We start from the raw sequence: 24736 nt of genomic DNA, 5'->3' as shown, positions 1-24736 counted from the left end.
TCATTGCCGCAGCGCGGGCGCCCGCGCTATACTGCTATGACAATCGTCGAAATCGACGTCCCCAGCAGGTATTATATTGTGTCCAGGCTCTCGTTGCGGCGTTTCATTCCTTTCCGTCTTTTCGGCAAACGACGGCAGAAGCAAGCAGCCCGCGAACCGGTTTATCTCAGTCAGCTTCAGAATCTTAGCGACGAGGGGTGGAAAGCCGCGCTCACCAAAAGCCCTGCCGAGGCGGCGCGCTGGGTGCAAGCGGCGGCCACTTACGGCAACACCGACGCTCAGCTTCACTGGGCGCAGATGCAACTCGACGGCTACGGCACCAAACGCGATCCCGAAGCGGCGTTCCGGTGGTTCGGCATCGCCGCGCTGAGCAAGCGTCCCGATGCGGTCAACATGCTCGGCCGCTGTCATGATCTCGGATGGGGCACGCCGGTCGATTACGCGAAGGCCGTGGAGTGTTATCGCGCCGCTGCGGAGAAATCCTACGACTGGGCTCAGTACAATCTCGGATGCCGGCTGCTCGACGGCAAAGACGTCGGGCGCGATCCGGATACAGCGTTCGAGCTTTTCACCAGGGCCGTGGCCCAGGGCCACATGAAATCGCTCAACATGCTCGGGCGTTGCTACGAACACGGTTGGGGATGCAAGCAGGATATGGCGGAAGCGGTCCGGTTGTATCGCCGTTCCGCCGACGAAGGTGACTTTCGCGGCCAATACCGTTACGGCCAATTGCTGCTCGATCGCGGCCTGGTGGACGAAGCTGTTCCGTTGCTTCGTCTTGCAGTTGCGACGACGCCCGTCGAGATGTGCGGCGACATCGCAGCCGCGCTAATGCAGCATCCCGAGTTACGGCTCCGTGAGATCGCGGCCCTCGCGCAGGCGCGCGCAGCTAATCCGTGATCACCATCGCCCAGAACATGCGATAGGGCGACGCTGGATTGGCGACGGATGCAACGCCGACCTTGCGCGCGCCGGGCATCAAAAGATTTTCGCGATGGCCCGCGCTGTTTTCCCATTGCTTGAGAGTTTCCTTAAAGCTCGTAAAGCCGGCTGCGATATTCTCAGCCGCCTTCGACTTGCGCAGCCCCGCCACACGCGAGGTAAAGCTGCCGCCCGCCGTATGACTGACCGTTCCGCTGGATGCCATGGCTTGCGCCTGCCGGAGAGCGACGGCGTTCAGGCGGCTGTCGATCTGAACCGATGAAAGCCCGTGGGCGCGCCGATACGCGCTGATCTGACTTGCATAGTCCGCTGCGATGGCAGGCGTCAGCAGACCCCAGGCGAAGACAGCGATGAGGGAAAGGATTTTCATCTTTGAACCTTCGTTAAAGATCGACAGCACGCAGAGTTCGATGAACACCCATTCATCGACATTAAAACTACGGCCGATTTCGCGAGGCCACATTTAAGAGCAACTTTTTACTCTCAATTGCGTTTCGTGATTCAATCATAGGGAGGAGAACATGCATAGGGAGGAGAACATGAAACTCAAACTTGCGGTCATCGGTCTGGCTGCGTTCGGAAGCGCCGCACTTTCTGCCGGCGGCGCATCGGCGATGCCGAATGGCTTGCCTGCGACCGCGGATACCATGAAGAATGTGGAACACGTCCCGCTGGGTCTGCAATCCCTGGGGACGGTGCTGGTGGCGTCCGAATTATTATAGAGCATATGGTTACTATGGAGGGCCGCGTTTCTATGGTGGACCGCGTTACTACGGACGCGGCTGGGGCTATGGCGGCGGCTGGCGCGGCCGGCACTGGTAGGATAGCAAGGGAGGGCAATCGCCCTCCTTTTTCATTCACCGGATGATTGTTCTCAATTTTCTAAAGTTGCGCAGGACATCCCATGCCCGTTGAAATCAATGCCCTCGATCATCTCGTGGTGAACGTCACCGATGCCGAGAAATCCGCCGTCTGGTACGCAAGCGTACTCGGCATGAAGCGGAGCGACTTCGACCCCGGCCAGGGCGAGCCGAAGCGCATTGCCATGCTGTTCGGCGATCAGAAAATCAACCTGCGTCCGGTCTCGACCAGCAAGGACAAATGGTTCACGGCGGACCACGAGGCCGCGGGCAGCGACGATCTTTGCTTTCTAACCAAGGCGTCACCGCAAGAGGTTGTCGATCACCTCAAGAGTTGCGGCGTCGCAATAGAAGAAGGTCCCTGTGAACGGCAGGGCGCGAGAGGAACGATTCTCTCTGTCTATTGCCGCGATCCGGACGGAAGCCTGATCGAAATCTCATCATACGCGTAGCGCAGCACGCTGTTGCGGTTCCCGCCCGCTCTCGCGGGACAAGCGGCTCCGCTTGAACCCATCCTGCCTTGTAACCGTCATGGCCAGCAACTAGTCTTCGTCCGGGGCTGAAGCGACGACAGGAGACGACCATGGGTTTGCTCGACATTCTCAACGGTATGCAGAACGGCCCGCGCGGACCGAGCGAGCCAAGCAAGGACAGCGGCGGCATGTCGCCGATGACCATGGCCATCCTCGCCCTTCTTGCCTACAAGGCGGTCAAGCATCTCGGCGGCGGCAAGACGAGCCCGGCCGGTAATTCACCCTCCGCTCCGCCCCCGCAGCAATTGCCCGGCACGACAACAGCAAGCACGGACGGCGGCGGCCTCGGTGGTTTGCTCGGCGGCGGACTTGGCGACCTGATGAAGGGCCCGCTGGGTGGCGCGCTCGGCGGATTGCTTGCAGGCGGCGCGGCCGGCGGCGCGCTCAGCGGCGGACTCAACGATCTGCTCAAGCAGTTTCAGGAAAGCGGTCACACCGAGACGGCGAATTCGTGGGTCGGCACTGGCCCCAATAAGCCGATTTCACCGAACGATCTCGCCGGCGCACTCGGCGCGGAGGATATCAATGCGCTGACGTCGCAAACGGGCCTGTCGCGCGATGAGTTGCTTTCGGCTCTCGCCAAACAGTTGCCCGATGTGGTCAATCAACTCACGCCCGACGGGCGGCTGCCGACCGAACGCGAAGCCTCACGCTGGCTTTGATCGACGCGACGGGCGAACGTGGGGGCTAGATTTTCCGCACCACGTACGGCCATTCGAGATTTCATTCATAGAGGATATCGGCAATGCTTTACGTGCTCTTTGTCGGACTGATCGCGGGCTTCGTTGCCCGGCTGCTGTCCCCCGGCCCGAATAATCCGACAGGTTTCATCCTGACCATCGTCCTCGGAATTGCCGGTGCTTTTCTCGCGACCTTCATCGGCCAGGCCATCGGTCACTATGATGCGAACCAGGGTGCGGGCTTCATCACCGCAACCATCGGTGCCCTGGTCGTCCTGTTCATCTGGAACCGGCTGGTGGCGCGCGGCGTCGTGTCCGATCCGGGCAACAAGATCTGAACCGGCGACAGAGCCGGTTCAATCAAATCGGACCGGCCTTTACCAGATAAGATGCGCGCCGGCATCGATACGCATGACCTCGCCAGTGAGGGTGCGCGATGCCGGGCTTGCGAGGAAGCAGACAAGCTCCGCAATATCGTCGGCTGACGCCGCGATCTTGAGCGGCGATTTCTCCGTCACCATGTCGCGGACCATCTTGGCCGCCTCCGCGCCGCGCCCCTTCGTAAACCACGGCGTATCGATATAGCCCGGACAAACCGCATTCACGCGGATGGCGGGCGCCAGCGCGCGGGCCAATGAAAATGTCATGCTGTTCAGCGCGCCCTTGCTCGCGACATAGGCGTGCGACGATCCGATTCCGGCGACGCCCGCCACCGACGAGACGTTCACCACGGAAGAAGAGCGCCCGGACTTTTCTGCGCCGGCTTCGAGCAACGCGCGCGCGGCGCGGATCATCTGATAGGGCCCGATGGCGTTGACGGCGAAGATGCGCTGGAAGTCATCGGCTGAGAGACCGTCAAGATTGCCGTGATCCATGTGTTTGGTGGTGCCGGCATTGTTGATCAAGGCATCGAGCCTGCCCCATGGCGCAGCGGCGGCCACGATCTTCCTGCAATCCTCGTCGCGCGAGACATCACCCTGAACGACAACAACCTCCGCGCCCGCTTTCCGGCAGACATCCGCAGTCGCTTCAGCTTCTTTCTGGCTGGATGAATAATTGATCACGAGGCGCGCGCCCTCTTTCGCCAGCATGGCGGCGGATGCGGCCCCCAGACCCGACGCCGAACCCGTCACGATAACTGTCAATCCATCCTTGGCCATCTGTCGTCCCTGTTGCGAGATTGTTGTTGCGGCGAAATCTAATGGTCAATCGCGGCCCGGAACAGCGCTTTTACGCCGGAGACCGCGAGCGAATGGCAGATGTGCGATGCATCGCGACTGCGCGGAATAGGATCGCTCACAACGTCAGATGAAAATCCACGCCGCCGAGGAAGAACGAATGACCGGTGACCGGATAGCCCCGGGAGTCCGCAGCCTTGAGAATCGCCGGCCGATCGCGAACCCTGAATGTGAGCGCGCTCATGGTCTCGGTCTCGCCCTTGTCAAAGCGGATTCTGCAATTGACCAGTACGATCTCCGGTCCGGCACCCATGCTCACAGGCGGGATGCCGACGATGCGGCCCCAGTGATCCGCCAGCCCTTGCGGATCGGGGCTCGTCAGCACCACTTCGGTCAAGGCGGAGGTGACGTCGTCGCGGATGGCCTTGTGCCAGTCGGGGCCCGCCGGCGGATAAGGCCCGCGAATGTTGTCGCTGCCCGCCGTGTGATTGAATTCGATGAAAGCCGCCCGGCAATCCCGTGGATGAAGCTGGACGCCGAGATAGGGCGGGCGGTCGATCACATGAGTGGTGCGCACACCGATGCTGTCAGCGTTTTTCTGCCGCTCGCGCGGATCGGCGCAGGAAAAGATCGCCATGTAGCCGCCGCGGCCTTTGGTCTTGTCGATGAAGCGCCCGGCGGCGGTGCCGTCGCGGAACGGCGCCACCACCTCCAGCAACATGCTGTCGACCGGCAGCAGTGCATTTTCGAGGCCATACTGCGCGACATTGGAATCGCGGTAACAGATGTTCAGCCCCATGATGGCGGCGATGTCGCTGGCCACCGGCTCAATGCGCGGCGCGACAAGACAGATCTGCCGCAGCCTCGGGGGTTCTATCATTGCCGCGCGCTCCGGGTCGCCAATTCCTTCAGTGCCCCTTGAACACGGCCTTGCGCTTTTCCATGAAGGCTTTCGCGGCCTCGCGGTGATCGTCGGTTTCCGAACATCGGGAGTGATGCGCCGCCTCGGCATCGAAGCAGGCTTCGAGCGACAGTGTCTCGGCATTGTTGATGTTGCGCTTGATGTAGCCGAGCGTCACCGTCGGCCCCTGCGCCAGCGACATCGCAAGTTCGGTCGCGACGTTTGCGACATCCGCATCCGGAACGACTTTCGTCACCATGCCGAGCGCCAGCGCGTCCTGAGCGGTGAGCACTGGCGACATCAGATAAAGCTCGCGCGCCTTGGCGCTGCCGAGCATCTGGGTCAGAAAGTATGTCCCGCCGTAGTCTCCGGAGAAGCCGACCTTGGCGAAGGCTGTGGTGATCTTGGCAGACGCCCCGGCCACCCGCAGGTCACAGGACAACGCAATCGACAGCCCCGCTCCGGCCGCCGCACCATCGATCTGCGCCACTACCGGCTTCGGCATCAGATGCAGCAGCCTCGAGATTTCCATGCCGCGCCGGAGAGCCTCGCGCTTCGCCTCATAGGAGAGCGTGGTCTTGTTTTCGGCCATCGACTTGACGTCGCCGCCGACGCAGAACGTGCCGTTGGCGCCGCGCAGCAGGACGGCCCTCACCTCGGCGTCCTCCGCCGCCCGCCGCGCCGCCTCGATCAGGCCCGCCGACATCTCGGCGTTGATCGCATTGCGCCGATCGGGCCGATTCATGGTGATGGTCAAAAGGCCGCGGTCGAGACTTTGCAGAACTGTTCCGGTCATGATGGCGATTCCCTGAAATCGAGACGACGCGTAAAAGCCGCCGCCTGCTACTTCTTGAGCAGCGGGCAGCGCGAAGCCTCCAGCGGCTGGAACGCCTGATCGCCGGGAATTGTCGCCAGCAACTTGTAGTCGTCCCACCGTCCCTTTGACTCCGACGGCTTCTTCACCTCGAACAGATACATGTCGTGGATCATGCGGCCGTCTTCGCGGATCTTCCCGTTCTTTGCGAACATGTCGTTGATCGGCGCCGACTTCATCGCCTTCATGACTGCGGCCGGATCGGTCGTGCCTGCCGCCTTCACCGCCTTCAGGTAATGCAGAACGGATGAATAGATGCCGGCCTGCGCGGACGTCGGCGCGTGCTTGATCTTCTCCATGAAACGCTTGGTGAAGGCACGCGTATCGTCATTCAAATCCCAGTACCAGGCTTCGGCCAGAACGATTCCCTGCGCGGTATCGAGACCGATGCTGTCGATGTCGGTGATGAAAGCCAGCAGCGGCGACATTTTCTGACCGCCCTTCATCAGGCCGAATTCGGCGCCCTGCTTGATCGCATTGATGGTGTCGCCACCCGCATTGGCGAGGCCGACAACCTTGGCCTTCGAACTCTGCGCCTGCAACAGGAACGACGAGAAGTCCGATGTATTGAGCGGATGCTTGACCGTGCCCAGCACCTTACCGCCCATCTTGGTCACGACATTGGTGGTGTCCTTCTCCAGATCCTGACCGAATGCGTAGTCGGCCTGAAGGAAGAACCAGGTGTCGAGACCGGTCTTCACCGTGGCAAGGCCCGTCGAGTTCGCCTGCGCGAACGTGTCGTAGGCATAGTGAACGCTGTAAGGCCCGCACGCCTCATTGGTAAGACGAACCGAGCCGGGACCGCTGAACATGATGATCTTGTTGCGCGCCTTGGCGATCTCGTTGGCGGCAAGCGCCGTGGCGGAAGCCGCGACGTCCATGATCGCCTCGACGCCCTGATTATCGAACATGTCGCGCGCGATGCTCGACGCAAGATCCGCCTTGTTGAGATGATCCGCTGCGATGATCTCGATCTTTCGGCCCAGCACCGTGCCGCCGAAATCTTCCGCCGCCATTTTCGCCGCGGTCTCGCTGCCGACGCCGGTGATATCCGCGTAAAGCCCCGACATGTCGAGGATCGCGCCGAGCTTCAGGGGTGGATTGCCTTGCGCTGTTGCCGCGCCAGAACCCAGCACCAGAACAGATGAAATCACACCAGCGAGAACTGTCTTCATTATATACTGCCTCCCGAAATCGATAGCTCGCCTTGATCGGCGGTATCTTTCATTGCGCCCATCATGGCGTAACCGCGCGATACCAGCAAGCAAGCGGTCATGCAAATGTCGCCGCTCGCCATGTGAGCGTACTTGACTCATGTTATCGACCGGCAACACATTTCGCAGATCGGAATTGATTTCGCCGTATCCGTTTTTGACTTTCGCAAGGTCCGGCCACGTGACGATTGATCGCCGCATCTCGATGACGTTTGGCTGCGCTGTCCTGTTGACGGCTTGCACCAGCGGCGCTCTTCACGCGGCGTGCGAGTTTGCGCATCAAGGTGAAGGCCGCGTCGCCACCGTTCTTGATGCGCGAACGTTTCGCCTCGACGACGGACGCGAGGTGCGCCTCGCCGGCATCGAGCCGATGCAGGAGACCGCGACGCGAGGCAGCGAAATCTTGGCTGCACTGATCGGCAATCGCGAGGTCACGCTGCGCGGTCCGGATGACAGGCCAGACCGCTACGGCCGCCAGCCGGCATTCGTCTTTGCAAAAGACTCCGGGACTTCGATCCAGTCGGAATTGCTCGGCCGCGGCGAGGCCGTGGCGTCGCCGGTCATGACTGACGCGCCCTGCTTCGCCGCGCTGCTCGCCGCCGAAGCCGCCGCACGCTCGGCAAGGCGCGGCATCTGGGTCAGTTCCGCTGCCTTAAAAAACGCGGAAAGACCCGACGATATTTTGGCCGGAAAGGGACGGTTTGCCGTGGTGGAGGGGACGATTTCGTCGGCGCAGCTGGCGGGCGCGACATTTTACGTCAATTTCGGCCGGCGATGGACACGGGGCTTTGCCGTGACTATTTCAAAGCGCATGATGCCGTCCTTCGAAGCCGCCGGGATCGACCTTAAGTCCCTGAAGGATAAGCGAGTTCGGGCTCGGGGTTGGGTCGAGCAAAGGGGCGGTCCGCGGATTGAAGCATCGCATCCGGGGCAGATCGAGTTGATTGCGGCGGCCGTTCCCGTTGTGACGGGCGATGCGGCCGCCAGAGACATGGGGCCAAAGGCGGAAGGCAGATAAGGACGTGGCAGCACCCGCAAGCCAGCGAGACAGGATCTCCAGCCGCATTTTTGCGGCGGCGGCACTGTGCGCTTCGCTGGCGCTCGGCGGCTGCGGCGACCTCGGCCGTTTCCAGACGGCGTCGAACCCAGGTCTGGCGCCGGTCAAACCGAACAGGCCCGCCGCGCAGACCCCGGCGACCGAACGCGAGCACGAGCGCATCCTGTCATCGTATGGCGGAGCCTATGATGACCCGCGGCTGGAGGCGCTGATCACCAAGACGGTTGATCGCCTTGTCGCGGCATCCGAGCGGCCTGACCTGTCCTACAAGGTGACAATCCTCAATTCCGGAGCGGTGAATGCTTTCGCGCTGCCCACCGGGCAACTCTACGTCACGCGCGGTTTGGTCGCGCTGGCCAGCGACACCTCGGAACTGTCGTCGGTGCTCGCGCACGAAATGGCGCATGTGCTCGCCAAGCATGCCGCGATCCGCGAGGATCAGGCCAAGCAGGCTGCGGTCGTCACCCGCGTCGTCGCCGACATGAGCAATGATGCCGACATGACGGCGCTGGCGCTGGCCAAAACCAAGCTGACGATGGCGAGCTTCTCGCGCGCGCAGGAATTCGAGGCGGACGGCATCGGCGTCGGCATTGCATCGCGTGCCAAATTCGATCCGTTCGGCGCATCCCGCTTCCTCACGGCGATGGAACGCAACGCCGCCCTGAAAGCCAACCGCGCCCCGGCCGATCCGCGCTCGCTGGACTTCCTGTCGTCGCATCCCGCGACCCCGGAGCGCGTGCAGAATGCGCAAGCCAATGCGCGCCAGTATGCATCGCCGGAATCCGTCGAACGCGACCGCGACAGCTACCTCTCGGCGATCGACAATCTGGTCTACGGCGAAGACCCGAGCGAAGGGTTCGTGCGCGGCCGCCGCTTCCTGCATCCGAAGCTGGGCTTCACGTTCCAGGTGCCCGAAAGCTTCGTGCTTGAAAACACCGCGCAGGCCGTGGTCGGCGTTCGCGAAGGCGGCACGCAGGCCATGCGCTTCGACGTCGTGCGCGTTCCGTCGGAACAGACGCTTGGGGATTATCTCAATTCCGGCTGGATGGAGAACGTCGACAAGACATCGACGCAGGATCTGAGCATCAACGGCTTCCCGTCCGCGACCGCCACGGCCAGCGGCGATCAATGGCAGTTCAGAATCTATGCGCTGCGTTTCGGCAGCGACGTCTACCGTTTCATTTTTGCAACCAAAGCGAAAACTGCGGAAACCGACCGCAGCTTCCGCGATACGGTGAATTCCTTCCGTCGCCTGACGCTGGCCGAGATTCAGGCGGCGCGGCCGCTGCGCATCAAGGTCGTCACGGTGCAACCCGGCGATACGGTGGAGTCAGTGGCGTCGCGGATGCAAGGCGTCGATCGTCCGGTGGACCGCTTCCGCGTGCTCAACGGGCTGGACTCCCGCTCGACCCTGAAGCCGCGCGAGCGGGTGAAGATCGTCGTCGACTGATCCGGCTTTCGCCCGTTTGATGACCCTGAAACAAAAAGCCCGGCTGCAAAGCCGGGCTTTTTCAATCAGGTGATACCGAAAGCCGATTACGCGGCCTCGTCAGCGGACACCGAGTCATCGCCATCGTCGCTGTCGTCGGCATCGTCAGCCGCCGCATCGGCGCCGGCTTCGACTTCCGCCTTGGCGCCGCGGCGCGGGCTCTTGGCAAGGTTCGACTCGATTTCCTTGACCGCTTCGGTCTCGGTGACGTGCTGAACCACGGCGATCTCGCGCGACAGGCGGTCGAGGGCCGCTTCATAAAGCTGACGCTCGCTGTAGGACTGCTCGGGCTGCGATTCCGAACGGAACAGATCGCGCACCACTTCCGCGATGGCGACGATGTCGCCGGAATTGATCTTTGCTTCGTATTCCTGCGCGCGGCGCGACCACATCGTGCGCTTGATGCGCGCGCGGCCCTTGAGAGTTTCCAGCGCGCGCTTCACCAGCGACGGATCCGACAGCTTGCGCATGCCCACATTGGCGACCTTCGCGGTCGGCACCCGCAGCGTCATCTTGTCCTTGACGAAGGTGATGACGAACAGCTCAAGCCGAGCGCCCGCGATTTCCTGCTCTTCGATCGCAAGGATCTGGCCGACGCCATGCGCCGGATACACCACGAATTCATTGGTCTTGAATCCCTGACGCTGGGTCAGAACCTTCTTAGGCTCCTCCACGCGCGGGGCGGCAGCCACCGGCTTCGCGGCAGGCTTGCCGGCAACGGTTTTCACAGCAGCTTTTGCGACAGGGGGCTTGGCGGCAGTCTTGGACACCGTCTTCGCAGGCTTCGCGGCGGATTTCGCCGGCGCCTTGGCAGACGGCTTGGCAGGCTTTTTGTTGGGCATTGTGCTTCTTTTGTTTTTTGAGGTTGGGGCGGATGCGCGAGCATCCTTTTTCGGCGCGCTACGGCCAGCCGCAGACGCCTTCGTGGTGCCCTTATCCTTGGAACCCTTGTCTTTTATTTTGGAGTTCTTTTTATGACGCGATTTGTCTGACACAGCGCCTATGCGTGGGAACCGCCACGCCCCTGTTTAATGGTTTGTCGGGAACCCGTTAGGGCCCTAAGCGAGGGCAAAAGGGGTTCAGCTCGCGTAATGTGCCCAAAATAGCACATTTCCCGCAAAAATCAATGATTTATGGCCCAAGGCGAGGCTTCGCCCGCCTCAACCGGGGCATTCATCGCCGGTAGGGTTAAAAGTTATCCGCAGAGAAATTTACAGCGCGGCGCGCCGGAGACAAAATCAGTCGCCGGAACCGGGATTGGCGGAAAAATATTTGTCGAACTTGCCTTCGACGCCGTCGAATTCCTTGGCGTCGTCGGGCGCATCCTTTTTCTGGGTAATGTTGGGCCAGGACTTGGCGTATTCAGCATTCACCTCCAGCCATTTCTCGAGGCTGGGTTCGGTGTCGGGCTTGATCGCGTCCGCAGGGCACTCCGGCTCGCACACGCCGCAGTCGATGCACTCGTCCGGATGGATCACCAGCATGTTCTCGCCCTCGTAGAAGCAATCCACGGGGCATACTTCCACGCAGTCCATGTACTTGCACTTGATGCAGTTTTCAGTGACGACGTAGGTCATCCAAGGCTCCGGAAGGGTCTAAATTTCAAGTGTGGCGTAGCGCAGGATGTGGAGCGCCGCAAGGGAAGTTGTGCTTGGGATTGCTGGCAAATAATCATTCCGGGGGCGATTGCAAATCGAGATAGGTCGCCTGCGCGGCGCTGGCATCGCCCCGCCGGTCGCAAAATCCCGCCACCTTCAGGATACGCACCCGGGCATCGAGCGCGATGGTGAGCACATCGTCTTCCTTCACGGAATGCCCCGGAGATGCTTGCCGCATCCCATTGATGCGAACGCGGCCCTTGGCGACCAGAGCAGCCGCATCGGTCCGGGTCCTCACGACCCGCGCGTGCCACAACCACTTGTCGAGGCGCTGACGATCCAAACCCGGTGTCCCGAATCCGAAATTCGTTAGAACTTGCGGCGCGCTTGCGAACGCCGCACCAGATTATTCCTTGCGATTGCCCGCGAGCTGCTCCTTGAGCGCGGCCAGTTTCGCAAAAGGCGAATTCGGATCGGCCGGACGATCGCGCTCGCGCGGCGCGGCGGTGGAGGCATAGGTGCGCAGTGCGGCACCGCCGCGATCGTCCTTGCGTCCATCGCGGCCGCGCTTGTCGAACTTGCCCCGCTCCTGATTTCGGTCCTTGCCCTTGAAGTTGTTGTCGCGCGGCGGGCGACCGCCCTTGTCGTTGCGGGCATCGCGATCAGGACGCGGCGGACGTGCCTGCTGCGCAGCCTCGGCGCCTTCTGCCGCGGCCGCAGGCGTGTCGCTGCGCGGCCGGCGATGGTCGTTGTTGCGATCACGCCGGTTGCGGCCGTGGCGCTCGCGCTTGTCGCCTTCGGTTGCAGGCGTTTCGCCTTCCGCTGCTGGGGCTGCGGATTTGTCAGGCCCTTTGTAGCGGCTGCGGTCATGACGCGGCCGGCGCTCGTCGGAACGGCCGCCCGGCCGCCAGACTTCGACCAGTTCGGGCACCGCCGCGACCGGAGCGTCGGCAGCAACCTGATCCGCAGACGCAGCTTCGTCGGTTGCAATTTCAGCGGACTCGGCAACAGCGACCGGTTCGGCAGATGCATCGACGGCAGCAGCCTCAGACGCTGGCTCACCAGCTTCGATGGCCGGCGCAAAATTCACTTCCGGCAAACGCGCAGCAGAAGATTCGGCAGATACCGTCTCGGCGGGGACTGCTGTCTCGTTGGTGATGTCGGCAATGTCGTCCGTTGCCGCCGCGGCCTCGGGTTCAACAGCGACTTCAGACGATACCGCCGCCCCGGTTGCAGCCGGATCGGATTCGGTCACCGCTTCAGTCGCAGCATCCGCGGCAGGAATCTCTGCAGCCACCGCGGACGGCGCCACCTCAACCGGCAGCGGCGGCCGCTTCTCCATGCGATAGCCGAGCGCCTTCAGGATCGAGGCAAAGTCCTCGCCGGCCGATCCGGTCAGCGAGGTCATGGCCTGCGTCGCGGTGAACGAGCGTCCGTCGAACGCACCTGCGGGCTTCGTTCCCGTCGAGCCGGGACGCCACGACAGCGCCGGACGGATCAGATCCGCAAGACGTTCGAGAATATCGACGCGCACTGCGCGGTCGCCCGCGAGTTTGTAGCCGAGGGTGCGGTAGGTATCCTGATTGAGCGCCTTGTCCGCGGGAAACGAGGTGCGTCCGCTCGCCGCCAGATGCTGCGCGCCTGTCAACGCCGCCCAGTCGGTATTGTCGTTCTTCAACGCCATCAGCAGCGACGCGAGGCCGCGCGCGGCCGGCTTCAGCAGCGCGGGCAGGAAAATATGATAGGCGCCGAAGCGCACGCCGTATTTGCGCAGCGATGCACGCGACGGCTGATCGAGATCCTTCATCTCGGCTGCGATCTTCGCGCGCTCCAGCACGCCCATGGCCTCGATCAACTGGAAGGCGATGCCGCGCGCGATGCCGGTGACGTCCTCGGCCTTCGACAGATCGAACAGCGGCCCGAGAACCTTTTCGATATGCGTCTTCAGCCACAGGTCGAGCCGCGTCTGCACCGCATCGCGCGGCGCGCCGGTCAGTCGTTCGTCGGCGATGATGCGGATACGCGGATGCAGGACGCTGTCGGCTGCGACGAGTTTAGCGACCGCATCACCGGTCCAGCGCAGCGTGCCGTCGGACGCCAGCACGAACTGATCGTCCGGTGCATTCGACAGCTTTTCCGCGCGCGCATCGATCTCGCCGGCCAGCGCTTTCAGAGCAGCAGCCTGCAGGGCCTTCGCATCGGAGCCCGCTTCCGCAGATTCCGGCGCGAACATGAATCCGTCGAGACGGCCAATCATATGGCCCTCTACGATCACTTCGCCCGTCTTCCCAATCTCGGTATTCAGCATCGTGTTTTCCCGTAAGCGGCGCATCAATACACTGGTCCGGCGATCAACGAAACGCTCAGTTAGCCTTTCATGCAGGGCATCCGACAATTTATCCTCGACGCCACGGGCAATTCCCTGCCAGTGCTCGGGATTCGTGAGCCAATCGGGGCGATTTGCCGCAAATGTCCAGGTCCGAATCTGGGCAATCCGGGCCGATAATGTGTCGATATCGCCGTCGGTGCGCTCGGTTTGCGCGATCTGCGCGGCGAACCAGTCATCCGGAATCCGCCCCTTTCGCATCAGGAAGCCGAACAGCGTGGTGACGAGTTCGGCATGGGCGGCGGGTGACAGCTTGCGATAATCGGGGATCTGGCAGGCCTCCCAGAGCCGCTCCACGGCGCCGGAGCCTTTGGCCATGTCGCGGACCTCCTCGTCGCGTGCCGCGTGGTCGAGCACACGGATGTCCTCGGCGACCGGTGCACGGGTCAGGGCCTCGTGGTTCGGCGTCAACGCCAGCGAGACCTGAAGTGCCGCCAGCGACGAGAAATCCAGCCGCGTATTGCGCCATTGCAGCACCTTCACGCTGTCGAAGGTGTGGTTTTGCAACGCATTGACCAGTTCCGGCTCGAACGGCGCACAGCGTCCCGTGGTGCCGAAGGTGCCGTCTCGCGTGGCGCGGCCGGCACGGCCTGCGATTTGTGCAAACTCCGAAGGCGTCAGCCGGCGGAACTGATAGCCGTCGTATTTTCGATCGGAGGCGAAGGCCACATGATCGACATCGAGATTGAGCCCCATGCCGACGGCGTCAGTGGCGACGAGATAATCGACGTCGCCGGACTGGAACATTTCCACCTGCGCGTTGCGGGTGCGCGGCGAAAGCGATCCAAGCACGACCGCAGCACCGCCATGCTGACGCCGGATCAGTTCGGCGATGGCGTAGACCTCGTCGGCGGAAAACGCGACGATCGCGGTACGCCTCGGCTGCCGCGTAATCTTGCGGTCACCGGCGAATTCGAGCTGCGACAGCCTCGGCCGGGTCACGATATTGGCGCCGGGCAGCAGCCGTTCGATGATCGGCCGCATGGTCGCGGCGCCCAACAGCAGCGTCTCGTCGCGCCCGCGCCGGTTCAGGATCTTATCGGTGAACACGTGACCGCGCTCGAGATCGGCCGCGATCTGGATTTCGTCCACCGCCAGAAACGAGACATCGAGATCGCGCGGCATCGCCTCCACGGTGGAGACCCAATATCGCGCCCGCGGCGGCTTGATCTTCTCTTCGCCGGTAATCAGCGCGACGGCGTCCGCACCGGCCCGCGCGGCAATCTTGTTGTAAACCTCGCGCGCCAGCAAGCGCAGCGGCAGGCCGATGATTCCCGACGAGTGCGCGAGCATCCGCTCAATGGCGAGATGGGTCTTGCCGGTGTTGGTGGGACCGAGCACCGCGGTGACGCCGGCACCAGGGGCACGGTCGTTCGAGAACAGCGGCGCGGAAGACGACAGGGGCATTTTCAAAGGGTCCGCATGACGCACACGACGCGGACGCCGCAGCAGGATTCTAGAGAAGTGTCTCACAATGCGACGCTTTTCGCGTCATGGCTTAAGGTTTGGAACGGGCACGGAACGAAAGAAGCCCGAATCGCTGACTCGCGGTGCGGCTGCAATGTTCACCGCAACATGTCGCACAAACACTCCGCTGGCGATACTAGATGAGGTTCAGGCGCGCTCCTTACCCGCCGGGATTGCGTTGAATTCGTTAAGACCGGAGTCGAATCGGATTGGCCGAAGAGTCAACACGATTCAGGGTGAGATTCTGCCGCCAAACTGTCCTGGCCGGTCATCGCCAAACCTTCAGCGGATTCAGTTCGTCTTGGCGGTCTTCTGCACCGAGATGAATTCCGTCGCCTCGATCATGCCGGTGCCGAGCGGGGTCGGAATCGTGATCCTGAAGGGAGCCAGCACCCGCGTTCCGGCGATCGGCGCAAACCAGATTTCCATATCGCGCTGCGCGGCGACGTACTTGATCGAGACGCGATCAGGTACGTAGCCCGCGATCGGCGTGAAATAAACAGCACAAACGAGCGCGGGGCCCCGATAGCCCTTCTCCGCCTTCACCGTATCCATGCGCTTGAACTCGAAGCGCAAGTCGTAGCGCATTCTGCCGTCGAAGACCGGCATGGTCTTGCGGCAGGACTCCGGGCTGAGCAGGTCGCCGGTCCCCGCCGCGCGCAGCAATGAGCCCGTCATCGGATCGAGCACGCTGCGGCGGTGCGCATCGGTCACCGGAATCCGGTCGGGATTCTCCGGCGGCGACGGCTCGATGGCCGAATCCTTCACATTGCCGCCCGCGAGCGCGATGCGAATGGTCTCGGCTTTCTTGCCATAGTGAACGGTCGAGATGTAGTTCAGTGGCGCGAACTGTCCGGCAACGATGCGCCCCTGCGATGTGCCCGTGCCGTTGCCGCCGCCGATGGATTTCATCAGTCCCGTGGTAGCGCCGCTGACGGCGGCCGAATATTGGTCTTCGGCAATGTCCACAATCCAGGCGCCCTTCCCGATGGGAAGTCCGGCGAGCGAGGCTTCGTATTTGGCGTCGAGCCGTCCCTGGGCATTCGCAGGCACCGCCATAGTGACGGCCGACATCGCGAGAAGGGAGGCGCAGGCCGCCATCATGCCCAGCAGACGGAGCCCCGGTCCCCCAGTCCGTACGATCTTTGGAAACCGGAACATGTCCAACGACGAAATCCTGATGGGCGGAAAAATGCCCTATGGAAAGCCTGTCATCACTCTGTCTGGTGGCCGATTACGTCGATTATATGTTAGGAAACCACTGGTTTAACGGGGAAAATCCCCGTTTCTGCCCGATGGCGGCCGCCCGCGGCACAGGGACGTTAAGCCTCTGAAATCGCCTCTCAACCTTGACGCTGGGCGGCTGGCCCCTTATAGGTCCGGCGTTCCTGAAATGGACGGTCTCAACCCGCCCCGCGCGGAGCCCCTTTCGATGAGGTGGTCCCGGGGAGATACAAGGATTTCGCCATGTCTCGGCGCTGCGAATTGACGGCCAAGGGCCCTCAGGTTGGCCACAAGGTCAGCCACTCGAACCACAAGACCAAGCGCCGGTTCCTGCCGAACCTGTGCAACGTCACGCTGATCTCTGACGCGCTCGGCCGCTCGGTGCGCCTGCGCGTCTCGACCAACGCGCTGAAGTCGGTCGATCATCGCGGCGGCCTCGACGCATTCCTGCTCAAGGCCAATGCCGACGACCTGTCGCCGAAGGCGGTTGAGCTGAAGCGCCAGATCGAAAAGAAGAAGCTCGCCGCCGCGAGCTGATCGTTCGATCCTGTAATCAGATTTTAAAAAGCCGGGCTTTGCCCGGCTTTTTTGTTGCGCCTTCGTCGGCGTCATCCTGAGGTGCGAGCCGCGCTTGCGGCGAGCTTCGAAGGATGCGCAGCAAAAATCATCTGCTAGCCGCCCTCATCCTTCGAGGCTCACAAGAGTTCGCACCTCAGGATGACGGCGTTCAATCCCCCACCAGCGTGAACTGAAGCAGCAACGTGCGCTGGATCATCGAGAAATTATCGTCGGACACCATGGTCACGACGGTCTCGCCGCCGTCCGTGACGTGGGTGTCGATGCCTTCCATGTTGTCGATCTCGTATCCGAGGTCGGCTTCGAAGATGGCCGGCCCGTCGACGATGGCATCCGGCACAACGGATTTGACCGGCACGCGGCGGATGCGGATGCCGACGCCCTCCAGCAGCGAGAACTTTCGCTCCAGCAGCAGGAGATCGCCCGACGGCAGCAAGACAGCATCGCTGATGTCGTATTTTTTTGTCCGCGCCACCGTGAACTGCCCCGGCGACGGTCCGCCGATCAGGAAGGCCTGAATGTTGCCCGCCGCGTCAAGCCCCGCCTCGGAGAGCGCGATCAGCGTTCCGCCGAGCGGCTGGCCTTTCGGCACGAACACCAGCGCCTCGAGTCCCCTGTTGAAAGGCAGATCGCCGATGCCGGGCGGCACGGGCACAACCTGGCCACGCGAGAAAACACCGCCCTTGCTGAAATCGAAGCGCAGGATCTGGTTGACGCGTTCAAGCCCCACATAGGCGGTCGTGCCGTCGAAGGCGAGCGACTCGCTGTCGAACCATCCGCGTGACGTGATCTTCCTGCCGCCAGAGTCCAGCATCGGCGCGGACTTCACATCTGCAAGACCGGCAAGACGTCTGCCCTTGTAGACGATCCGGCCGGTGAACCAGTTGCCCTTGTCGCTGATGGCGACGAACTGCTCGCCCTTCTTGTCGAGCCGCAATCCCGACAACCCGCCAAAGCCGCGAAACGAGGAGGTCAGAACGAGGCCGCTGCGAAATTCCAGCGAGCCGTAACGAAGATGGGTCGGATCGCGCGGGTCGAAAGACTCGATCTGACGCGCATTGACCTCAAGCGACGCGGGTGCCGCCTGCGCGAAGCCACGCTCCGGTCTGTAAGCGATCGAACTCGCCGAAAGCGCCGCCGCGGCGTTCTGCAGAAATCGCCGCCGGCTCAGGTCAATCGTCATATGTCAGGAGTGGAGTCTGCGCCGACGCGACGGCGATGGCGTCTCGACATGGGTCTCGCTGAACAGTTCGGCCAGCTTCTCGGTAATCGCGCCGCCGAGTTCCTCCGCATCCACGATGGTCACGGCGCGGCGATAGTAGCGCGTGACGTCATGGCCGATGCCGATCGCGATCAGCTCGACCGGCGAGCGGGTCTCGATCTCTTCGATGATATGGCGCAGATGCCGCTCAAGATAGTTGCCGGGATTGACGGATAGTGTGGAGTCGTCCACCGGCGCGCCGTCAGAGATCATCATCAGAATCTTGCGCTGCTCGGAGCGGCCAAGCAGGCGCTTGTGCGCCCAGTCGAGCGCCTCGCCATCGATGTTTTCCTTGAGCAGGCCTTCGCGCATCATCAGGCCGAGATTCTTGCGCGCGCGCCGCCACGGCGCATCAGCCGACTTGTAGATGATGTGCCGCAGATCGTTGAGGCGTCCCGGATTGGCGGGTTTGCCGGCCGCCAGCCATGCCTCGCGCGACTGCCCGCCCTTCCATGCCCGCGTGGTGAAGCCGAGAATCTCGACCTTGACGCCGCAACGCTCCAGCGTCCGCGCCAGAATGTCGGCGCAGGTCGCGGCAACCGTGATGGGGCGACCGCGCATCGAGCCGGAATTATCGAGCAGCAGCGTCACCACCGTATCGCGAAAGGTGGCTTCCTTCTCGTGCATGAAGGACAGCGGATGATACGGATCGGTGACCACGCGCGACAGCCGCGCCGGATCGAGAATCCCTTCCTCGAGATCGAATTCCCAGGCGCGGTTCTGCTGCGCCATCAATTTGCGTTGCAGCCGGTTGGCCAGCCGCGCCACGATGTGCTGCAAATGCGCCAGCTGCTTGTCGAGATAGCTGCGCAGCCGCTCCAGTTCGTCGTGCTCGCAGAGATCTTCCGCAGACACCACCTCGTCGAACTTCGGCGCGAAGGCGTGATATTCCGGCCCGCGCGGCTCGTTGCCGCCGCGATTGGGCGGCCGCTGCGCTTCGCCGGGCGTCTCGTCCTCGCCCATGTCGCTGTCGTCGAACGCATCGCTGGCGGACGCCTGCGCGCTCTCCATGGAGTTTTCCGACATTTCCTCGGTGGAGGATTGCGACTGGTCGGCGCTCATCTCCTCGGCGGACTCGGTATCGGGAGATCCATCCGCGCCGGACTGGTCTTTTTCCCCGTCGCGGTTGTCGTCCTGATTGTCGTCCTCGTCCTGATCGGCGTTTCTGTCGTCGCTGAGTTCGAGTGCCTGCAGCAGATCGTGGATCGCGTCCCCGAAGCGGGACTGATCCTCGGTGAAATTCTTCAACAGATCGAGACGCGAACCGATCTTGTCCTCGAGCACCGGCCGCCAGAGATCGACCATCTTGCGCGCGGCGGTGGGCGGCGCGAGGCCAGTCAGGCGCTCGCGCACCATCATCGCCAGCGCGTCGGCCAGCGGCGCGTCGGCGCGATCGGTGATCTCGTCGAACTTGCCGCGATGAAAATGATCGTCGAGCATCGCGGTGAGATTCCTGGCGACGCCGCTCATGCGCTTTGAGCCAATAGCCTCGACGCGGGCCTGCTCGACCGCGTCGAACACACCGCGCGCCTGCGGATTGCCGGGGGCCAGCTTGCGATGGATTTTCGGATCGTGACAGGCAATCCGGAGCGCAATGGAATCCGCGTGGCCGCGCACAATCGCGGCATCCTTGCGGGTCAGCTTGCGCGCCGGCTCCGGCAACCGCGCCTTGCCGGGCGACAGGCCCGGACGCTCGGCTGCGAATGTCACCTCAAGTTCAGGCTGCTTGGCGATCGCGCGCAACGCGGACGTCACCGCGCGCTTGAAGGGCTCCGTCGGAGATTCCTTGGACCCGGTCTTGAACTTGATGTTCGACGTGCTCATGACACCTTTCCTCCCCGCACGGCGGGGAGAGGGCAGATCCTAGCTCAACGCCACGTTGACGGCGCTCTCCGGCAACTCCGCATTGAAGCAACGCTGATAGAACTCCGCCACCAGCGGACGCTCGAGCTCGTCGCACTTGTTCAGGAAGGTGACGCGGAAGGCAAAGCCGATGTCGCCGAAGATGTCGGCGTTTTCCGCCCAGGTGATAACCGTGCGCGGGCTCATCACCGTGGAGAGATCGCCGTTGGCGAAGGCGTTGCGCGTCAGATCGGCGAGGCGGACCATCTTGTTGACGATGTCGCGCCCGGCGTCGGTGCGATAATGCTTGGCTTTCGCCAGCACGATTTCGACTTCCTCGTCATGCGGCAGATAGTTCAGCGTGGTCACGATCGACCAGCGATCCATCTGGCCCTGATTGATCTGCTGGGTGCCGTGATAGAGGCCCGAGGTATCGCCCAAGCCGATCGTATTGGCGGTGGCGAACAGGCGGAACGCCGGATGCGGCTTGATCACCTTGTTCTGGTCGAGCAGCGTCAGCCGACCCGAGACTTCGAGCACGCGCTGGATCACGAACATCACGTCCGGTCGGCCGGCGTCGTATTCGTCGAACACCAGCGCGACATTATGCTGAAGCGCCCATGGCAGGATACCGTCACGGAATTCCGTGACCTGCTTGCCATCGCGGACCACAATCGAATCCTTGCCGACCAGATCGATACGGCTGATGTGGCTGTCGAGGTTGACACGCACGCAGGGCCAGTTCAGCCGCGCGGCCACCTGTTCGATATGAGTCGATTTGCCAGTGCCGTGATAGCCGGTGACCATCACGCGGCGATTTCTGGAAAAACCGGCGAGGATGGCGAGCGTGGTGGCGCGGTCGAAACGGTAATCCGAATCGACATCCGGCACATGCGGATCGCTGTTGGAATAAGCAGGAACTTCGAGATCGCTGTCGATGCCGAAGACCTGGCGAACTGACACTTTCATGTCTGGGAGGTTCGCGGGTTCCTGCGATAGAGTCGTGGCGGCGCTCATCAATCCTCCGTGGTCCCGGATGCTCCCGAAACCAGACGTACTTGCTGCGGGTGGGGTGCGTTTCGCAACCTAGCAGACAGATGCGAAGGGAAGAAGCCCGCCGCATGATGAAAGTTCTGCTGTCTTATCATCAAGATAGTCAATTTCCGCGGGTTTGGTAGGTCTGCCCTGCGATTGTTGGGGAACGGGCGCAATTTGGCCATCCGCAAAACGTCCGCCGGCAGTGCCTTCTCGCGCTTTGCGGCGCTGTTTCGCGGTATATGTTGACCACCCTTGTAATAGCGTCAGCATCGGACATCGGGTGAATTCCCAGCTTCATGAATTGATCGGCCTCGTCTTGCGTCACGCCGAATGGGCCTACGCCGCGGTTTTCCTGGCGGCGTTTCTCGAAGCCATCCCCCTGCTCGGCTCGCTGATCCCGGGATCGACCATCATTGTAGCCCTTGCCGCACTGGTGCCCGGCGGCGGGCTCCAGCTCACACCGGTGCTCGCCGCCGCCGTGATCGGCGCCATTCTCGGGGACGGGCTGGGTTACTGGATCGGCCATACAAAGCAGCGCGCGGTATTATCGGCCTGGCCGATGTCCGGATATCCCGTCCTGATCGCCCAGAGCGAAGCGCTGTTCGATCGCTATGGCGCTTTCGCCGTGATCTTTGCGCGATTCATCGCCCCGGTCCGCGCGATCGTTCCCATGATCGCCGGCGTGCTTGGAATGCCGCCGTGGCGTTTCTTTCCCCTGAACGTCATCGCCATCCTGTTCTGGGCGCCGGCGCATGTGCTGCCGGGTGTACTGGCAGGGTCCGCCGCCGAACAATGGGGAATGAAGATCGAGCACTACGGACTGCCGCTGGCCGGAGGCATTATCGCCGTCGGGTGCATCGGCTGGGCCGTTTATCACTGGCGCAATCGCAGCCTCGCGTGAACCGGGCCGCCGTGGTCAGGGCGCGCCGCGCACGACCGTCTTGAGATAGTTGTAGGCCTTGATGATCTCGATCAGGCGATCCTCGGTGGAGCGATCGCCGCCATTGGCATCCGGATGATGCTGCTTCACCAGCAGCTTGTATTTTGCCTTCACGGTTTCAAGCGTGGCGTCGGGACCGAGGCCCATCACCAGCAACGCCTTCTTCTCGGCGTTGAAAATCTTCCGCGTTTCCACTTTCGGCTCGGAGTCCGCGCCTGAACCAGGACCCGGACGCCATTTCGCGCGCCCGTTCATCTCGTCGAACATCTTGAACGGATCGGACGCACTGTCCATGTCGAGATCGGCTTTGCCCTTCTTGCCTTTGGGGCCGCCATTCGCACCCATCTTCCATGTCGGACGATGGCCGGTCAGCGCATCTTTCTGGTAGCTCGCGACCGCATCAGGCGCCATGCCCTGAAAGAAGTTGTAACCCTGATTGTACTCGCGGACGTGGTTGAGGCAGAAGTGCCAGTATTCCCGCTCCTGACCACGGCCCTTGGGCGCGCGATGCGCGCCGCGATTTTTGCAGCCGGGCGCCTCGCACATCAACGCTTCCTCGCGCGCCGCAGCCTGCTGCTTCGCGCTCAGCTTGTTGGGTTTGACACGGATGCTGTCGAAGAATTTGGATGAGTCGATGGCCATGGCTGACTATGACGATGCCTTGCTGAAAGCTTCAAGTCTAGTGTGGTGGTTCGCAGGTCCGTACGCCTTCTGCGGCGCGCGCAATATACGGACCTGCGAACCAAAACCACACCAGAATTTATATTTTCAAGTGTCCTTTCGAATCCGGCGTTCGCAGATGGAATGCGCAGAATGAAGCGAACGTCGGATTCGAGACACTTGACACGAATTTTTCGCGACCGCGGACTATACACCGCCGCACGGGTGAACCGCAATTGACGCGGCCATTGACCTTGGCGAATAACACGCGATATTGCGCAGATCATGACCGCAAAAGATCGTATCACAAAGAAGTTGAGCGATGCTTTCACTCCGGAAAGCCTCGACGTGATGGATGAATCGCATCTGCACGAAGGACACGGCGGGCACCGGCCGGAAGGCGAGACGCATTTCAGGGTCTATATTGTATCGAAAGCATTCGATGGGAAGAGCCGGGTCGACCGCCATCGCATGATAAATTCGTCGCTGGCTGCGGAACTCGCCGGTTCGATTCATGCCCTCGCGATCCATGCCTACGCGCCCGGCGAAGACGCTCGCCGTCCCGCGCCCGCGAAAGCCTGCAAGCACTAGCGGACAACGGCAAGCTGGCGTCAGAACGCTGTTCCCGCCCTTGGCTTCTTCTGTGGCGAATCGCTCTCGCGCGGCAGCGGCACGATCCGCAGGGCCGTGATGCGGTTCCGTTCGCGCCGGAGCACCCTGAAGCGGAAGCCGTGGAACGTGAAACTCTGGCCGCGATCCGGAATCGAGCGTGCTTCATGAATCACGAGACCGGCGATCGTGGTCGCCTCCTCATCCGGCAGATGCCAATCCATTGCGCGATTGAGATCGCGGATCGGCACTGAACCGTCGACCACCACGGAGCCGTCCGGCTGCGCGCGCACGCCTGCGACAGTCACGTCGTGCTCGTCGGAAATATCGCCGACGATTTCCTCCAGAATGTCTTCCAGCGTCACCAGGCCTTCGACTTCGCCATATTCGTCGACCACGAGAGCGAAGTGAGTCTTGCGGCGGCGGAATGCCTTGAGCTGTTCGGACAACGAACGCATCTCCGGCACGAACCACGGCGGCAACGCGATCGCGCTGACATCGACCTTGGAAATGTCGCCGTCGGCCGCCCGGATCGCGCGCAGCAGATCCTTCGCGTGCAGAACGCCGATGATGTTCTCGGGCTTCTCGCGCCACAGCGGAATACGGGTGTATTCCGCCTCAAGGATGCCCTGGACCACCGCGTCGCGCGGCCCGTCAGCGTTGACGCTGACCATCTTGGTGCGATGGACCATCACATCGGACACCGACAGATCGCCGAACCGGAAAACATTCTGGATGTACTCGGCTTCGCCGCTTTCCATCTTGCCATGCTCGGCCGATTCACCCACCAGCCCTTCGATTTCGGAATCGGTGAGGATCTCGTTCTGCGACGATTCCTGCACGCCGAGCATCCGCAAGATCGCACGCGATGCGGTATTGAGCAGCCAGTTGAGCGGATAGAAAACCAGATAGGACACGTAGAGCGGGTACGCGATCCATTGCGAGACCGGCATCGGCTGCCGGATCGCGAGGGTTTTCGGCACCTGCTCGCCGATGACGATGTGCAGCGAGGAGAACACCAGAAAGCCGGTCAGGAACGACGTAAAATGCAGCGCGGACTCCGGCATGCCGAGCGGCTCGAGCACAGGCTTGAGCAACGCCGCGACGGTGGGTTCGCCGACCCAGCCGAGGCCAAGCGAGGCCATGGTGATGCCGAGCTGACAGCAGGCCAGATAGGCCTCGATGTCGCCCATCATCTTCATCAGCAGGCGCGCGCCGAAGCGGTTCTGCTCGGCCATCGCCTTGACGCGGAACCCGCGGCTCTTCACCAGCGCGAATTCGGCCGCCACATAGAATGCGTTGGCGGCGAGCAGCAGAAAGGCGATGAGCAGATTGACAGCGGCTGAATTCATGTCTTTCCCGCGAACGCACCGTCTTGATGCGGCGCCTTTCCGATGAGACGTCCCG

At 62.3% G+C, this 24736-nt stretch carries 24 protein-coding genes and 1 pseudogene; 10 read left to right on the top strand and 15 right to left on the bottom strand.

Annotated features, from left to right (window positions below):
* Positions 1-78 precede the first annotated feature (78 nt).
* Positions 79-900 carry a tetratricopeptide repeat protein gene (locus tag LVY71_RS02485; RefSeq protein ID WP_235097866.1) on the top strand — a complete coding sequence of 274 codons (822 nt, stop codon included), beginning with the start codon at positions 79-81 and terminating at the stop codon, positions 898-900.
* Here the strand turns inward: LVY71_RS02485 and LVY71_RS02480 are convergent.
* The gene (locus LVY71_RS02480; protein ID WP_235097864.1) at positions 890-1405 is read right to left on the bottom strand and encodes a CAP domain-containing protein; all 516 of its coding nucleotides are present in this window, start codon (positions 1403-1405) and stop codon (positions 890-892) included. The genes LVY71_RS02485 and LVY71_RS02480 overlap by 11 nt on opposite strands.
* A gap of 76 nt (positions 1406-1481) precedes the next feature.
* Here LVY71_RS02480 and LVY71_RS02475 point away from each other — a divergent pair.
* The 4 genes and pseudogenes from LVY71_RS02475 to LVY71_RS02460 all read left to right on the top strand — a co-directional run bounded on the left by LVY71_RS02475 (position 1482) and on the right by LVY71_RS02460 (position 3353).
* Positions 1482-1764, top strand: a pseudogene (locus LVY71_RS02475) (hypothetical protein).
* Positions 1765-1846: 82 nt separating this feature from the next.
* On the top strand, positions 1847-2254 hold the full coding sequence (locus tag LVY71_RS02470) for a VOC family protein (RefSeq protein WP_235097863.1): 408 nt from the start codon (positions 1847-1849) through the stop codon (positions 2252-2254).
* A 131-nt stretch (positions 2255-2385) separates the two neighbouring features.
* Complete coding sequence (locus LVY71_RS02465) at positions 2386-2997, top strand: YidB family protein (RefSeq protein WP_235097861.1); 612 nt, start codon at positions 2386-2388, stop codon at positions 2995-2997.
* 83 nt (positions 2998-3080) lie between these two features.
* Positions 3081-3353, top strand: coding sequence for a GlsB/YeaQ/YmgE family stress response membrane protein (locus LVY71_RS02460; RefSeq protein WP_235097859.1), 273 nt, complete (start codon positions 3081-3083; stop codon positions 3351-3353).
* Between the two features lie 39 nt (positions 3354-3392).
* Here LVY71_RS02460 and LVY71_RS02455 read toward each other — a convergent pair whose 3' ends face one another.
* From LVY71_RS02455 to LVY71_RS02440, 4 genes are all read right to left on the bottom strand, one after another.
* A complete protein-coding gene (locus LVY71_RS02455; protein WP_235097857.1) occupies positions 3393-4175 on the bottom strand; it encodes an SDR family NAD(P)-dependent oxidoreductase in 783 nt (260 codons plus the stop codon).
* 136 nt (positions 4176-4311) lie between these two features.
* Entirely contained in the window at positions 4312-5073 is a 762-nt protein-coding gene (locus LVY71_RS02450) for a VOC family protein (RefSeq protein WP_235097855.1), read from the bottom strand.
* 28 nt (positions 5074-5101) lie between these two features.
* On the bottom strand, positions 5102-5890 hold the full coding sequence (locus tag LVY71_RS02445; protein WP_235097852.1) for an enoyl-CoA hydratase: 789 nt from the start codon (positions 5888-5890) through the stop codon (positions 5102-5104).
* Positions 5891-5937: 47 nt separating this feature from the next.
* Positions 5938-7143 carry an ABC transporter substrate-binding protein gene (locus LVY71_RS02440; RefSeq protein ID WP_235097850.1) on the bottom strand — a complete coding sequence of 402 codons (1206 nt, stop codon included), beginning with the start codon at positions 7141-7143 and terminating at the stop codon, positions 5938-5940.
* A gap of 220 nt (positions 7144-7363) precedes the next feature.
* On the opposite strand from LVY71_RS02440, the gene LVY71_RS02435 reads away from it, so the two are divergent.
* Positions 7364-8200 carry a thermonuclease family protein gene (locus tag LVY71_RS02435; protein ID WP_235097848.1) on the top strand — a complete coding sequence of 279 codons (837 nt, stop codon included), beginning with the start codon at positions 7364-7366 and terminating at the stop codon, positions 8198-8200.
* Between the two features lie 4 nt (positions 8201-8204).
* A complete protein-coding gene (locus LVY71_RS02430; protein WP_235097846.1) occupies positions 8205-9689 on the top strand; it encodes a M48 family metalloprotease in 1485 nt (494 codons plus the stop codon).
* 86 nt (positions 9690-9775) lie between these two features.
* Here LVY71_RS02430 and LVY71_RS02425 read toward each other — a convergent pair whose 3' ends face one another.
* The 5 genes from LVY71_RS02425 to LVY71_RS02400 all read right to left on the bottom strand — a co-directional run bounded on the left by LVY71_RS02425 (position 9776) and on the right by LVY71_RS02400 (position 16340).
* Positions 9776-10570, bottom strand: a complete 795-nt coding sequence (locus LVY71_RS02425; RefSeq protein ID WP_283842496.1) for a CarD family transcriptional regulator — start codon at positions 10568-10570, stop codon at positions 9776-9778.
* Between the two features lie 396 nt (positions 10571-10966).
* Positions 10967-11305, bottom strand: coding sequence for a ferredoxin FdxA (gene fdxA, locus LVY71_RS02415; RefSeq protein WP_006022415.1), 339 nt, complete (start codon positions 11303-11305; stop codon positions 10967-10969).
* A gap of 94 nt (positions 11306-11399) precedes the next feature.
* Positions 11400-11669 (bottom strand): RNA-binding S4 domain-containing protein, encoded by a 270-nt coding sequence (locus LVY71_RS02410; protein ID WP_235097845.1) that lies wholly within the window; start codon positions 11667-11669, stop codon positions 11400-11402.
* Between the two features lie 63 nt (positions 11670-11732).
* Positions 11733-15119 carry a helicase-related protein gene (locus LVY71_RS02405; protein ID WP_235097843.1) on the bottom strand — a complete coding sequence of 1129 codons (3387 nt, stop codon included), beginning with the start codon at positions 15117-15119 and terminating at the stop codon, positions 11733-11735.
* A 351-nt stretch (positions 15120-15470) separates the two neighbouring features.
* The gene (locus tag LVY71_RS02400) at positions 15471-16340 is read right to left on the bottom strand and encodes a DUF3108 domain-containing protein (protein ID WP_502797528.1); all 870 of its coding nucleotides are present in this window, start codon (positions 16338-16340) and stop codon (positions 15471-15473) included.
* A 306-nt stretch (positions 16341-16646) separates the two neighbouring features.
* Between LVY71_RS02400 and rpmB the strand changes: the two genes are divergently transcribed.
* A complete protein-coding gene (gene rpmB, locus LVY71_RS02395; RefSeq protein ID WP_235097841.1) occupies positions 16647-16940 on the top strand; it encodes a 50S ribosomal protein L28 in 294 nt (97 codons plus the stop codon).
* Between the two features lie 190 nt (positions 16941-17130).
* On the opposite strand, the gene LVY71_RS02390 is transcribed toward rpmB, so the two are convergent.
* Genes LVY71_RS02390 through cobS form a run of 3 tightly spaced genes read right to left on the bottom strand, consistent with a single transcriptional unit; the run spans position 17131 to position 21099 of the window.
* Positions 17131-18162 carry an esterase-like activity of phytase family protein gene (locus tag LVY71_RS02390; RefSeq protein WP_235097839.1) on the bottom strand — a complete coding sequence of 344 codons (1032 nt, stop codon included), beginning with the start codon at positions 18160-18162 and terminating at the stop codon, positions 17131-17133.
* A 3-nt stretch (positions 18163-18165) separates the two neighbouring features.
* Positions 18166-20064, bottom strand: a complete 1899-nt coding sequence (gene cobT / locus LVY71_RS02385) for a cobaltochelatase subunit CobT (RefSeq protein ID WP_235097836.1) — start codon at positions 20062-20064, stop codon at positions 18166-18168.
* A gap of 39 nt (positions 20065-20103) precedes the next feature.
* Positions 20104-21099 carry a cobaltochelatase subunit CobS gene (gene cobS / locus LVY71_RS02380; RefSeq protein ID WP_235097834.1) on the bottom strand — a complete coding sequence of 332 codons (996 nt, stop codon included), beginning with the start codon at positions 21097-21099 and terminating at the stop codon, positions 20104-20106.
* Positions 21100-21400: 301 nt separating this feature from the next.
* On the opposite strand from cobS, the gene LVY71_RS02375 reads away from it, so the two are divergent.
* On the top strand, positions 21401-22021 hold the full coding sequence (locus LVY71_RS02375) for a DedA family protein (protein ID WP_235097831.1): 621 nt from the start codon (positions 21401-21403) through the stop codon (positions 22019-22021).
* 15 nt (positions 22022-22036) lie between these two features.
* On the opposite strand, the gene LVY71_RS02370 is transcribed toward LVY71_RS02375, so the two are convergent.
* Positions 22037-22702: a J domain-containing protein gene (locus LVY71_RS02370; protein ID WP_235097828.1), complete on the bottom strand. Its 666-nt coding sequence runs from the start codon at positions 22700-22702 to the stop codon at positions 22037-22039.
* A gap of 303 nt (positions 22703-23005) precedes the next feature.
* Between LVY71_RS02370 and LVY71_RS02365 the strand changes: the two genes are divergently transcribed.
* A complete protein-coding gene (locus LVY71_RS02365) occupies positions 23006-23311 on the top strand; it encodes a BolA family protein (protein WP_235097826.1) in 306 nt (101 codons plus the stop codon).
* Between the two features lie 20 nt (positions 23312-23331).
* Here the strand turns inward: LVY71_RS02365 and LVY71_RS02360 are convergent, their stop codons facing one another.
* Complete coding sequence (locus tag LVY71_RS02360) at positions 23332-24681, bottom strand: hemolysin family protein (protein WP_235097824.1); 1350 nt, start codon at positions 24679-24681, stop codon at positions 23332-23334.
* Positions 24682-24736 lie beyond the last annotated feature (55 nt).

Source organism: Bradyrhizobium sp. G127 (assembly GCF_021502575.1).
Lineage (GTDB): Bacteria > Pseudomonadota > Alphaproteobacteria > Rhizobiales > Xanthobacteraceae > Afipia.
Note: the sequence above shows the minus strand (reverse complement) of the source record. Positions and strands in the feature narration are given on the sequence as shown.

What these genes read in the sequence shown, in the direction of transcription:
- LVY71_RS02480 (WP_235097864.1), bottom strand. Translation starts at nt 1,405, where the DNA reads ATGTGGCCTCGCGAAATCGGCCGTAGTTTTAATGTCGATGAATGGGTG.
- LVY71_RS02470 (WP_235097863.1), top strand. Translation starts at nt 1,847, where the DNA reads ATGCCCGTTGAAATCAATGCCCTCGATCATCTCGTGGTGAACGTCACC.
- LVY71_RS02465 (WP_235097861.1), top strand. Translation starts at nt 2,386, where the DNA reads ATGGGTTTGCTCGACATTCTCAACGGTATGCAGAACGGCCCGCGCGGA.
- LVY71_RS02460 (WP_235097859.1), top strand. Translation starts at nt 3,081, where the DNA reads ATGCTTTACGTGCTCTTTGTCGGACTGATCGCGGGCTTCGTTGCCCGG.
- LVY71_RS02455 (WP_235097857.1), bottom strand. Translation starts at nt 4,175, where the DNA reads ATGGCCAAGGATGGATTGACAGTTATCGTGACGGGTTCGGCGTCGGGT.
- LVY71_RS02450 (WP_235097855.1), bottom strand. Translation starts at nt 5,073, where the DNA reads ATGATAGAACCCCCGAGGCTGCGGCAGATCTGTCTTGTCGCGCCGCGC.
- LVY71_RS02445 (WP_235097852.1), bottom strand. Translation starts at nt 5,890, where the DNA reads ATGACCGGAACAGTTCTGCAAAGTCTCGACCGCGGCCTTTTGACCATC.
- LVY71_RS02440 (WP_235097850.1), bottom strand. Translation starts at nt 7,143, where the DNA reads ATGAAGACAGTTCTCGCTGGTGTGATTTCATCTGTTCTGGTGCTGGGT.
- LVY71_RS02425 (WP_283842496.1), bottom strand. Translation starts at nt 10,570, where the DNA reads ATGCCCAACAAAAAGCCTGCCAAGCCGTCTGCCAAGGCGCCGGCGAAA.
- fdxA (WP_006022415.1), bottom strand. Translation starts at nt 11,305, where the DNA reads ATGACCTACGTCGTCACTGAAAACTGCATCAAGTGCAAGTACATGGAC.
- LVY71_RS02405 (WP_235097843.1), bottom strand. Translation starts at nt 15,119, where the DNA reads ATGCCCCTGTCGTCTTCCGCGCCGCTGTTCTCGAACGACCGTGCCCCT.
- LVY71_RS02400 (WP_502797528.1), bottom strand. Translation starts at nt 16,340, where the DNA reads ATGTTCCGGTTTCCAAAGATCGTACGGACTGGGGGACCGGGGCTCCGT.
- rpmB (WP_235097841.1), top strand. Translation starts at nt 16,647, where the DNA reads ATGTCTCGGCGCTGCGAATTGACGGCCAAGGGCCCTCAGGTTGGCCAC.
- LVY71_RS02390 (WP_235097839.1), bottom strand. Translation starts at nt 18,162, where the DNA reads ATGACGATTGACCTGAGCCGGCGGCGATTTCTGCAGAACGCCGCGGCG.
- cobT (WP_235097836.1), bottom strand. Translation starts at nt 20,064, where the DNA reads ATGAGCACGTCGAACATCAAGTTCAAGACCGGGTCCAAGGAATCTCCG.
- cobS (WP_235097834.1), bottom strand. Translation starts at nt 21,099, where the DNA reads ATGAGCGCCGCCACGACTCTATCGCAGGAACCCGCGAACCTCCCAGAC.
- LVY71_RS02370 (WP_235097828.1), bottom strand. Translation starts at nt 22,702, where the DNA reads ATGGCCATCGACTCATCCAAATTCTTCGACAGCATCCGTGTCAAACCC.
- LVY71_RS02365 (WP_235097826.1), top strand. Translation starts at nt 23,006, where the DNA reads ATGACCGCAAAAGATCGTATCACAAAGAAGTTGAGCGATGCTTTCACT.
- LVY71_RS02360 (WP_235097824.1), bottom strand. Translation starts at nt 24,681, where the DNA reads ATGAATTCAGCCGCTGTCAATCTGCTCATCGCCTTTCTGCTGCTCGCC.